The organism is Streptomyces sp. 13-12-16 (assembly GCF_002114215.1).
GTDB lineage: Bacteria > Actinomycetota > Actinomycetes > Streptomycetales > Streptomycetaceae > Streptomyces.
On record NZ_NCTE01000719.1, the window covers coordinates 1 to 10,396 of the forward strand.

7 protein-coding genes and 1 pseudogene are annotated in these 10,396 nt (G+C 71.6%); 3 read left to right on the forward strand and 5 right to left on the reverse strand.

Features of this window, described 5'->3' with window-relative positions:
* A partial coding sequence (locus tag B7767_RS27010; protein ID WP_143652653.1) for an ATP-dependent helicase occupies positions 1-1,371 on the reverse strand: 1,371 nt, incomplete at its 3' end.
* Positions 1,372-1,628: 257 nt separating this feature from the next.
* Positions 1,629-2,015: an MGMT family protein gene (locus B7767_RS27015; protein ID WP_085574460.1), complete on the reverse strand. Its 387-nt coding sequence runs from the start codon at positions 2,013-2,015 to the stop codon at positions 1,629-1,631.
* A gap of 185 nt (positions 2,016-2,200) precedes the next feature.
* Here B7767_RS27015 and B7767_RS27020 point away from each other — a divergent pair, with 185 nt between their 5' ends.
* From B7767_RS27020 to B7767_RS27030, 3 genes are all read left to right on the forward strand, one after another.
* Positions 2,201-4,876 carry a lysylphosphatidylglycerol synthase transmembrane domain-containing protein gene (locus tag B7767_RS27020; RefSeq protein ID WP_085574461.1) on the forward strand — a complete coding sequence of 892 codons (2,676 nt, stop codon included), beginning with the start codon at positions 2,201-2,203 and terminating at the stop codon, positions 4,874-4,876.
* A 69-nt stretch (positions 4,877-4,945) separates the two neighbouring features.
* Positions 4,946-6,496 carry an alpha/beta hydrolase gene (locus tag B7767_RS27025; RefSeq protein WP_085574462.1) on the forward strand — a complete coding sequence of 517 codons (1,551 nt, stop codon included), beginning with the start codon at positions 4,946-4,948 and terminating at the stop codon, positions 6,494-6,496.
* 138 nt (positions 6,497-6,634) lie between these two features.
* On the forward strand, positions 6,635-8,134 hold the full coding sequence (locus B7767_RS27030) for an alpha/beta hydrolase (RefSeq protein ID WP_085574463.1): 1,500 nt from the start codon (positions 6,635-6,637) through the stop codon (positions 8,132-8,134).
* Positions 8,135-8,205: 71 nt separating this feature from the next.
* On the opposite strand, the gene moeZ is transcribed toward B7767_RS27030, so the two are convergent.
* From moeZ to B7767_RS27045, 3 genes and pseudogenes are all read right to left on the reverse strand, one after another.
* On the reverse strand, positions 8,206-9,384 hold the full coding sequence (gene moeZ, locus B7767_RS27035; protein ID WP_030835051.1) for an adenylyltransferase/sulfurtransferase MoeZ: 1,179 nt from the start codon (positions 9,382-9,384) through the stop codon (positions 8,206-8,208).
* Between the two features lie 63 nt (positions 9,385-9,447).
* On the reverse strand, positions 9,448-10,203 hold the full coding sequence (locus tag B7767_RS27040; protein WP_085574464.1) for a spherulation-specific family 4 protein: 756 nt from the start codon (positions 10,201-10,203) through the stop codon (positions 9,448-9,450).
* Positions 10,191-10,396 (reverse strand): annotated as a pseudogene (locus tag B7767_RS27045) (reductase); the annotation flags it as partial. The pseudogene B7767_RS27045 and the gene B7767_RS27040, both read right to left, overlap by 13 nt.

Below are 10,396 nucleotides of genomic sequence, written 5' to 3' on the forward strand. Positions count from 1 at the left end.
GCGCAGGGCCGTCAGCAGTGGTGCCACCGCGGGTTCGTGGCGCAGCGGCAGGTCGTTGCCGTCGACGTCCACGGGGACGCCCGCCGAGGTGAGCGCGCGGCGGACGGCGGGGAGGGTGCGGGCGCCGGCCCGGACCAGGACGGCCATGTCCTTCCAGGGAACGCCGTCCTCCAGGTGCGCCCGGCGCAGGATGTCGGCGATGTTGTCCAGCTCCGTGCCGGACGTCGGGTAGGTGTACACCTCGACCCGGCCGCCGTCCCGGTCCGGGGTCAGCTCCCGGTGGGCGCGGACCTTCTCGGCGGGCAGGCGGGGCAGCGGCATGCGCCGGGTCACCCGCCGGGTCGCCTCCAGCAGGGCGGCGCCGGAGCGCCGGGAGGTGCGCAGCACCTCGACCGGGGCCGGGCTGCCGTCCGCGCGGGGGAAGGCGTGCGGGAACTCCAGGATGCCGCCCACGTCCGCGCCCCGGAAGGCGTAGATCGACTGGTCGGGGTCGCCGAAGGCGACGAGGGTGCGGCCGCCGGCCAGGGCGCGCAGCAGCCGTACCTGGGCGGGGTCGGTGTCCTGGTACTCGTCGACGTAGACGGCGTCGTACCGCGCGGCCAGCCGTCCGGCGACCTCCGGGCGGCCGGCGAGGAGCACCGCGCGGTGGACCAGTTCGGCGTAGTCGAGGACGCCCTGCAGGTCGAGGACGTCGAGGTACTCGGCGAGGAAGGCGGAGGCGGCGCGCCAGTCGGGGCGCCCGATGCGGCGGGCGAAGGCGTCCAGGGCCCCGGGGCCGAGACCCAGCTCGCGGCTGCGGGCGAGCACCGCGCGGACCTCGTCGGCGAAGCCGCGGGTGGTCAGGCAGGCGCGCAGCTCGTCCGGCCAGCGCACATGGGCGAGCCCGAGCCGCTCCAGGTCCACCTGGCCGGCGAGCAGCTCGCGGACGGTGACGTCCTGCTCGGGACCGGACAGCAGCCGCAGCGGCTCCACGAAGAGATCGCTGTCCTGGTGGGCGCGGATCAGGGCGTAGCAGAACGAGTGGAAGGTGGTCGCCTGCGGGGCGCGCGCGGCCCCGATGCGCAGGGCCATGCGGTCGCGCAGCTCGACGGCCGCCTTGCGGCTGAACGTCAGCACCAGGATCCGCTCGGGGTCCCCGCCACGGGCGATCCGCGCGGCCACGGACTCGACCAGGGTGGTGGTCTTTCCGGTGCCCGGACCTGCGAGAACGAGCAGCGGGCCGGTCGTGTGCTCAACCACGGAGCGCTGTGCGGCGTCCATGCGAGGGGGATTCACCCGAGCGGGCGGGGTACGCACCAGTCGATAAGCGCCACGGTTCCCCCGCCGCACCTGGGGGTGCGACAGGCCGCTGGTGGAGGAAGAGGAGCTCACGTGGTTCGCCGGTCCTGGTGGGTGTGCTGTGGGGCCGTTCGCCGCGTGTGCGGGGCGGCGGGCGCGGGGTGAGGGGGGCACGCGCGGTCGACGCTACGCCGGTGGAAAGTGCGGAAGCAGACTTTCCGCTTCTTCCCTCCGGGCACTCCGGCCGCAGATGTCCCTCGCCTCACGAACGTACGTCATGCCACGAATGTGCTCCGTGTCACCTCGAGGGGTCAGAGGTCGCACGGCGGCGTGCGCGAGGGCGGAAGCTGTCAGGTGTGACCTTCGGTGTGCCCGCCGCCGTCCCACCGCGCGCGCCTCATGTCGAGACGCGGCACATGGCCCTCCGCGGCCCGGCCCGCCTCCTTCAGGGGCGTGCCCTCCGTCCGGTAGTGGCCGAGGGCCCTCAGCTCGTGGCCGGGCAGCAGCACACCGTCCGCGCGGACGACACGCCACCACGGCACCGCTCCTCCGTACAGGGCCATCACACGCCCGACCTGCCGGGGGCCGCCCTCCCCCAGCCACTCGGCCACGTCCCCGTACGTCATGACACGTCCGGGCGGGATCAGCTCGGTCACCTCGAGGACCCGCTCGGCGTACTCGGGCAGGGCGTCCGGGTGCCCCGGACCGCCGTCGGACGGAAGGCTCTCCTGGCTCATCCTGCCCATCCTGCCCCACCCCACCGACAACGTGACGCGCTCGCGCGCGTGCGCACGGCTCGCCCCGGAGCGGCACTTCGGGCAGACTGTGCGGCCCGCGTTCGGACCCTGATGCCTCCTTGTGCCGCTACGGCATGCCACCATCGTGCGGGCGGTGACTGGTGATACAAGATCGAGAAGAGACGATGAAGCAGCAGGGCGCGCACCCCGAGGACACGGAGGGCACCCCTGACGCCTCGTCGCGCCCGGACACCGCGGCCCCCGAGACGGCCCACATCGACGAGGTGGAGGGCGACGAACCGCTGCTCCCCGCGCGGGTGCACCGCCCGTCCGACCTCATGCGGCTCCTGGCGGGCGTACTCGCCGTCGTGGTGCTGCTGGCGATCGCCGCGTTCGCCCACGGCACCACCTCGGGCCTGGAACAGGACATCAACAAGGGCACCGGGCAGGCACCCGACCTGCTCATCAAGATCGCGGGCCTGGCCTCCAGCATCGCGATCCTCCTGGTGCCGGTGGCCTTCGCCATCGAGCGGCTGATCAAACGGGACGGACTGCGGATCGCCGACGGCGTGCTCGCCGCCGTCCTCGCGCACGGTGTGACACTCGCCACCGACCTGTGGGTCGCGCGTGCCGCGCCGGACTCGATCCAGGAGGCGCTCACCCAGCCCTCCCCCGGCGACATCCACGCCCTGACCGACCCGGTGCACGGCTATCTGGCCCCCGTGATCGCGTACATGACGGCCGTCGGGATGTCCCGCAGACCCCGGTGGCGCGCGGTGCTGTGGGTGGTGCTGCTCCTCGACGCCTTCTCGATGCTCGTCACCGGGTACACCACACCGTTCTCCATCATCCTGACGGTCCTGATCGGCTGGACCGTCGCCTACGGGACCCTCTACGCGGTCGGTTCGCCCAATGTGCGCCCCACCGGCCGCACCCTGATGGCGGGCCTGCGCACCGTCGGCTTCCGCCCCGTGACCGCGTCCCGGGTGGAGTCCGGCGACGCCTCCGAGGCCGGGGACCGGGGACGCCGGTACTTCGTCACCCTGGAGGACGGTCCGCCGCTGGACGTCACGGTGGTCGACCGTGAGCAGCAGGCGCAGGGATTCTTCTACCGCGCGTGGCGCAATCTGGCCCTGCGCGGCTTCGCCACCCGCAGCAGCCTGCAGTCGCTGCGCCAGGCGCTGGAGCAGGAGGCACTGCTGGCCTACGCGGCCATCGCGGCCGGCGCCAACGCCCCCAAGCTGATCGCGACCTCCGAACTCGGCCCCGACGCGGTGATGCTCGTCTACGAGCACAGCGGCGGGCGCACCCTCGACTCGCTGCCGGACGAGGAGATCACCGACGAACTGCTGCGCGACACCTGGCACCAGGTACGGGCCCTGCAGTCCCGTCGTATCGCGCACCGCCGGCTGGTGGGCGACGCCATCCTGGTGGATCGTTCCGGCACGGTGATCCTCACCGATCTGCGCGGCGGCGAGATCGCGGCCGGCGATCTGCTGCTGCGCATGGACACCTCCCAACTGCTGGTGACCCTGGGTCTCAGGGTGGGTGCCGAACGCGCGGTGGCCTCCGCGCTGAGCGTCCTCGGCCCCGACACCGTGGCGGACTGCCTGCCGATGCTCCAGCCCATCGCGCTGAGCCGCTCCACGCGCGGGACGCTGCGGCAGCTGGCCCGGGAGCGGGCGGAACGCGAACGTGAGGCGGTCCTGGAAGCCTACCGGCAGTCCAAGCCGGCCCGCGCGGAGCACGGTGCCCACCAGGTCGTGCTCGACAAGCCCGACAAGAAGGCCGTACGCGCGGAGCAGCGGGCCGAGAAGCGGGCCGTCGACGAGGCCATGGAGGAGGCGCGCGAGGAGGACCTGCTCACCCAGATCCGGCACGAGGTGCTGCGGATCCGGCCGCAGGCCCCGGTGGAACCGGCCCGCCTGGAGCGGGTCCGGCCGCGGACCCTGATCAGTTTCATCGCCGGTGCGATCGGCGCGTACTTCCTGCTGACGCAGCTCACCCACATCGAGTTCGGCCCGCTGGTCGAGAACGCGGAGTGGGGCTGGGTGGCCGCGGCGGTGCTGTTCTCGGCGGCCAGTTACGTCGCGGCGGCCATGGCCCTCCTCGGGTTCGTGCCCGAGCGGGTGCCTTTCGTGCGGACCGTGGCGGCACAGGTCGCCGGGTCGTTCGTGAAGATCGTCGCTCCGGCCGCGGTGGGCGGCGTCGCCCTGAACACGCGGTTCCTCCAGCGCGCGGGGGTACGGCCGGGGCTCGCGGTGGCGAGCGTCGGCGCGTCGCAGCTCTTCGGGCTCGGCTGCCACATCCTGATGCTGCTGGCCTTCGGTTATCTCACCGGAACCGAGAAGACGCCCTCCCTCTCGCCGTCCCGCACGGTGATCGGGGGTCTGCTGACGGTGGCGGTGCTGGTGCTCGTGGTGACCTCGGTGCCGTTCCTGCGGAAATTCGTCGTCACGCGCGTGCGGTCGCTCTTCGCGGGTGTCGTGCCGCGCATGCTCGACGTGCTGCAGCGGCCGCAGAAGCTGATCACCGGCATCGGCGGCATGCTGCTGCTGACGGCGTGCTTCGTGATGTGCCTGGACGCCTCGATCCGGGCGTTCGGCGACGAGACGACCTCGGTCAGCATCGCCAGCGTCGCCGTCGTCTTCCTCGCCGGCAACGCACTGGGGTCGGCGGCCCCGACGCCGGGCGGTGTCGGCGCCGTCGAGGCGACCCTCACGGTCGGTCTCATCGCGGTCGGGCTCCCCAAGGAGGTCGCCGCGCCGGCGGTGTTGCTCTTCCGGCTCCTGACGCTCTGGCTGCCGGTGCTGCCGGGCTGGCTGGCCTTCAACCACCTCACCCGCAAGGCGGCCTTGTGAGCGAGGGCCCCTTACCTCGTACGGCCCGTGTCCCGCGCGTCCCGCTCCGGGCGACCGCAGGATGGGACCATGCCCCGCCCCTTCCGTCTGCGTGCCGCCGTCCCGACCGTCTGCGCCGTGCTGCTGTCCGCGCTGCTGGCGGGCTGCGGTGAGGGCGACGACAGGACCGAGGACCTGACGGAGCAGCAGCTCGACTGGAAGGACTGCCCGGCTCCGTCCCAGGAGCAGGGCGGGGACTCCGCCCCGTCACCCCTGCCCGGCGGCCGGGGCGAGTGGAGCTGCGCCACCATGAAGGCACCACTGGACTGGGACGACCCCGAGGGCGACACCATCGGCATCGCACTGATCCGGGCCAGGTCGAGCGGCGCGGCGAGCGAACGCATCGGCTCGCTGATCTTCAACTTCGGCGGTCCGGGCGGCTCGGGCGTCACCGCCCTGCCCGCGTTCGGCGAGGACTACGCGACCCTGCGCACCCGCTACGACCTGGTGAGCTTCGATCCCCGCGGGGTCGGCCGCAGCGCACCCGTGACCTGCCTGGACGACCGGCGGCTCGACGCGTACTTCCAGCAGGACGCCACCCCCGACGACAGCACCGAGCGCACGGAACTCCTGGACGGCACCGAGGAGTTCAACGCGGCCTGCGAGAAGAACTCCGAGCGGGTGCTGCCGCATGTGCGCACCACGGACGCCGCCCGTGACCTGGACCTGATGCGCCAGGTCCTCGGCGACGACACACTGCACTACTTCGGCATCTCCTACGGCACCGAACTCGGCGGCGTCTACGCCCACCTGTTCCCGAAGAAGGTGGGCCGCGCGGTGTTCGACGCGGTCGTCGACCCCACGGAAACCGCGGAACAGGGCTCGCTGGGACAGGCACGGGGGTTCCAGCTCGCGCTCGACAACTACGCCGAGGACTGCGTCTCGAGGACCGGGGAGTGCCCCGTCGGCGACAGCGCGCAGGACGTGAAGGACCGTATCGCCAAACTGCTGAAGGACCTCGACCGCACGCCCGTCCCCGGCGTCTTCCCGCGCGAACTGACCCAGACCGCCGCGACCAACGGGATCGTGCAGGCCCTGTACTCCCAGGACTTCTGGGAGTTCCTCACCGACGGCCTCGAGCAGGCGTACGACGGTGACGGGACGATCCTGATGGTGCTCTCCGACTCGATGAACGGACGCGGCGAGAACGGCGAGTACAACAACCTCGTCCCGGCCAACGTGGCCGTCAACTGCGCCGACGACAAGGCCCGCTACACCTCTGAGGACGTGGAGCGCCGGCTGCCCGAGTTCCGGACCGCGTCCCCGCTGTTCGGGGAGTACCTGGCGTGGGGCATGGTCGGCTGCACCGACTGGGCGGTGCCCGGGGCCGCCGAGCATCCGGATGTCCACGCCCCCGGCGCGGCTCCGATCCTGGTGATCGGCAACACCGGCGACCCGGCCACCCCGTACGAGGGGGCGCGCAGAATGGTGCGGGCGCTCGGTGCGGGCGTGGGTGTGGAGCTGACGTACAAGGGGCAGGGGCACGGGGCTTACAACAGCGAGAACGAGTGCGTACAGGACGCGGTGCACGGCTATCTCCTGGACGGAAAGGTGCCGGCGTCCGGGACCGTCTGCTCGTGAGTGGACCTGCGGTTCAGTACATAACCGCAGGTCAGAGTGTTATCCACAGGCTTCCCCGGCGAGCGGCGGATCTGCCTACCATGGCCTGACCGCCATCCGCGGCACGGTGCGGACGGCCAGCGAGGGGGGAAATGGCACATGACCCGTTTCACACGGTGGACGGCCCTGACGGTCGCCGCCGCGCTGCTGACGGCCGGCTGCAGCGGCGGCGGCTCGTCGGACGACGGCTCCGGCGACGACGGCAAGAGCGGCGGGACGGCGCTCGACTGGGGGCGCTGCCAGGCCTCCGAGGACGCCCCCGCGCCGGACGAGGAGTGGCAGTGCGCCACTCTCCGGGTACCGCTGGACTGGTCGAAGCCGGACGGCTCCACGATCGGGCTGGCGCTGATCCGGGCCAAGGCCACGGGCGACGACCGCCTGGGCTCACTGCTGTTCAACTTCGGCGGGCCGGGCGGGTCCGGCGTGTCGATGATGCCGTCCTACGCCGCCACGGCCTCCGAGCTGCGCGAGCGGTACGACCTGGTGAGCTTCGATCCGCGCGGGGTCGCCGCCAGCGAGGGCATCCGCTGCCGTGACGACAAGAGCATCCAGGCCGCCGAGTCGTCGGTGGACGGCACCCCGGACACACCGGCCGAGGAGCGGACGTTCCTCCAGGACGCCGCCGACTTCGGCAAGGGCTGTCAGGACGCCGCCGGGAAGCTGATGGCCCACGTCTCGACCACCGACACCGCCCGCGACATGGACCGCATCCGGCAGGCCCTCGGCGACGACCGGCTGAACTACTTCGGCATCTCCTACGGCACCGAACTGGGCGGCGTCTACGCCCATCTGTTCCCGGAGAAAGTGGGACGGATGACGCTCGACGCGGTGGTCGACCCCGGCGCCGACACCGTGGGCCACGCCAAGAACCAGACCCGGGGCTTCCAGACGGCCCTCGACAACTACCTGAAGTCCACCGGGCGGGATCCCGAGGAGGGTTCGCGGGAGATCGCGGAGCTGCTGGAGCGGATCGACTCCGACCCGCTGCCGACGTCGTCGTCCGGGCGTGAGCTGACGCAGACACTGGCACTGACCGGCATCATCCTGCCGCTGTACAGCAAGACCAGCTGGCCGGTGCTGACCAGCGCGCTGGAGGCGGCCGAGGAGGGCGACGGCACGGAGCTGCTGGCGCTGGCCGACAACTACAACGAACGCGACACCTCGGGGAGCTACGGCACGACGACCCACTCCCAGCGGGTCATATCGTGCCTGGACGACAAGCAGCGGCCGACCCTGGAGGAGGCGAAGGAGCTGCTGCCCGAGTTCGAGGAGCTCTCGCCCGTGTTCGGGCCCTTCCTCGGCTGGGACACGGCCGGCTGGTGCCACGACTGGCCGGTTCCCGGCCAGTTCGACAACCCGGAGGTGAGCGCGCCGGGCGCGGCGCCGGTCCTGGTGGTGGGCAACACCGGCGACCCGGCCACGCCGTACGAGGGCGCCCGGAAGATGGCGGACGAGCTGGGCGAGGACGTCGGTGTGGTGCTCACCTGGAAGGGCGAGGGCCACGGCGCGTACGGCAGCGGGAGCGACTGCGTCGACTCCACGGTGGACGCGTACCTGCTGGACGGCACGGTGCCCGAGGACGGCAAGATCTGCTCATGACGACGACGGGGGCTCCGCGCACTCGTGGTGCCCGGAGCCCCCGCGTCGGCCCGTGTTCGTACCGGGGTCGGTCAGTAGACCGGCTTCTCCGGCTCGATCTGGTTGACCCAGCCGATCACGCCGCCGCCCACGTGGACGGCGTCGGCGAAGCCCGCGGACTTCAGGACGGCGAGGACTTCCGCACTGCGGACACCCGTCTTGCAGTTCAAGACGATCTTCTTGTCCTGCGGCAGGCTCTCCAGGGCGTTGCCCATGAGGAACTCGTTCTTGGGGATCAGGCGGGCGCCCGGGATGGACACGATCTCGAACTCGTTCGGCTCGCGGACGTCGATGAGCTCGATGCTCTCGCCGTCGTCGATCCACTCCTTGAGCTGCTTGGGAGTGATCGTGGAGTCGGCCGCCGCCGCCTGGGCCTCCTCGGAGACGACGCCGCAGAAGGCCTCGTAGTCGATGAGCTCGGTGACGGTCGGGTTGTCGCCGCAGATCGCGCAGTCGGGGTCCTTGCGGACCTTGACCTGGCGGTACTGCATCTCCAGGGCGTCGTAGATCATGAGTCGGCCGACCAGCGGCTCACCGATGCCGGCGAGGAGCTTGATCGCCTCGTTGGCCTGGATGGAGCCGATGGACGCGCACAGCACGCCCAGGACGCCGCCCTCGGCGCAGGAGGGGACCATGCCGGGGGGCGGGGGCTCCGGGTAGAGGCAGCGGTAGCAGGGGCCGTGCTCGGACCAGAAGACCGACGCCTGGCCGTCGAAGCGGTAGATCGAGCCCCACACGTACGGCTTGTTCAGCAGCACGCAGGCGTCGTTGACCAGGTAGCGGGTCGCGAAGTTGTCCGTGCCGTCGACGATCAGGTCGTACTGGCTGAACAGGTCCATCACGTTGTCGGCCTCGAGCCGCTCCTCGTGGAGGACCACGTTCACGTACGGGTTGATGCCCTTGATCGTGTCACGCGCGGACTCGGCCTTGGGGCGGCCGATGTCGGACTGGCTGTGGATGATCTGGCGCTGCAGGTTCGACTCGTCGACCTCGTCGAACTCCACGATGCCGAGCGTGCCCACGCCCGCCGCGGCCATGTACATCAGACCCGGCGAACCCAGGCCGCCGGCGCCCACAAAGAGCACCTTGGCGTTCTTCAGCCGCTTCTGCCCGTCCATGCCCACGTCGGGGATGATCAGGTGGCGGGAGTACCTGCGGACCTCGTCTACGGTGAGCTCGGGGGCCGGCTCGACCAGGGGTGGCAACGACACGGGGACTCCGTTGGTCGGTCAATCACTACAGTTGTTCTTCGCCTAACAGTGCCATGGCCTTTTTCATTCCGAGACACCCGTTCCGATACGCGAGACGATGTCGTCCCAGTAGCCGGGCAGGGGCTCCCAGGGGGCAGTGCGGGCACGGTGACCCGCGTGGTGGGTGTGGTCCGTGAAGTAGATCGTCGCGGCGCCCTGCCAGCGGGCGATGCGCAGGGCCTCGTCCAGGTGCGGGCGGGGTACCCCGTGCACGAAGTGGCAGAAGCGTTCGGGCGGGTGGTCGGCGGTCCACTCCGCCACCTGCGACCAGCGGTAGTCGTTCCACGGGCCGGAGAAGGTGACCAGCTGGTCGGCGTGCTCGGCGTATCCCGGGTACGGGTGGGTGCCGTGGCCGAGGACGATGTGGGCGTCGTGGAGCGCCCGGAGTGTGGTGATCGTGCGCCGGACCTCGGGGAGCGCGGCCCGGTCGGCGGGGCAGCGGTCCAGCAGGAAGCCGTCGACCTGGTACCAGTCCATGAAGCGGTGGGCGTCCGAGAGCACCTCGCCGAACGTACGGAGGCCGTACGCCGTGTCGAGGTGGCCGAGGACGCGGACACCGGCGTTGCGGAGGCGGCCGGCCGCTTCCAGGCACCGCGGGTCGGGTCGGGCGCCGGGGCCGTCGGCCACGTCGAGGACGACCCAGTGCAGAGGGATGCCCGGACGGGTGAGTTCGCTCCACTCGGCCGGGGCGACGAGGGGGTGCGCGAGGCCGGGGACGCCGAAGCCCGTGCGGACGCCGGTGCTCGCCGTGCCGGCTTTGACGCTGGTCAGATACGGCATGCCGCCTCCATCCAGATGTCGGCGAGGGACTCCTCGAGGTTGATCCGGGGGCGCCAGCCGAGGCGGTCGCGGGCGGTGCGGACGTCGGCCTGCTGCCAGCTGCCGCAGCCGTCGGGGTACGGGAAGGCGACGGGGGTGGTGTGGTGGTCGGGGTCGGGGCGGGGGGGGCCGATCGTGGGGCGGGTGGGGGGGG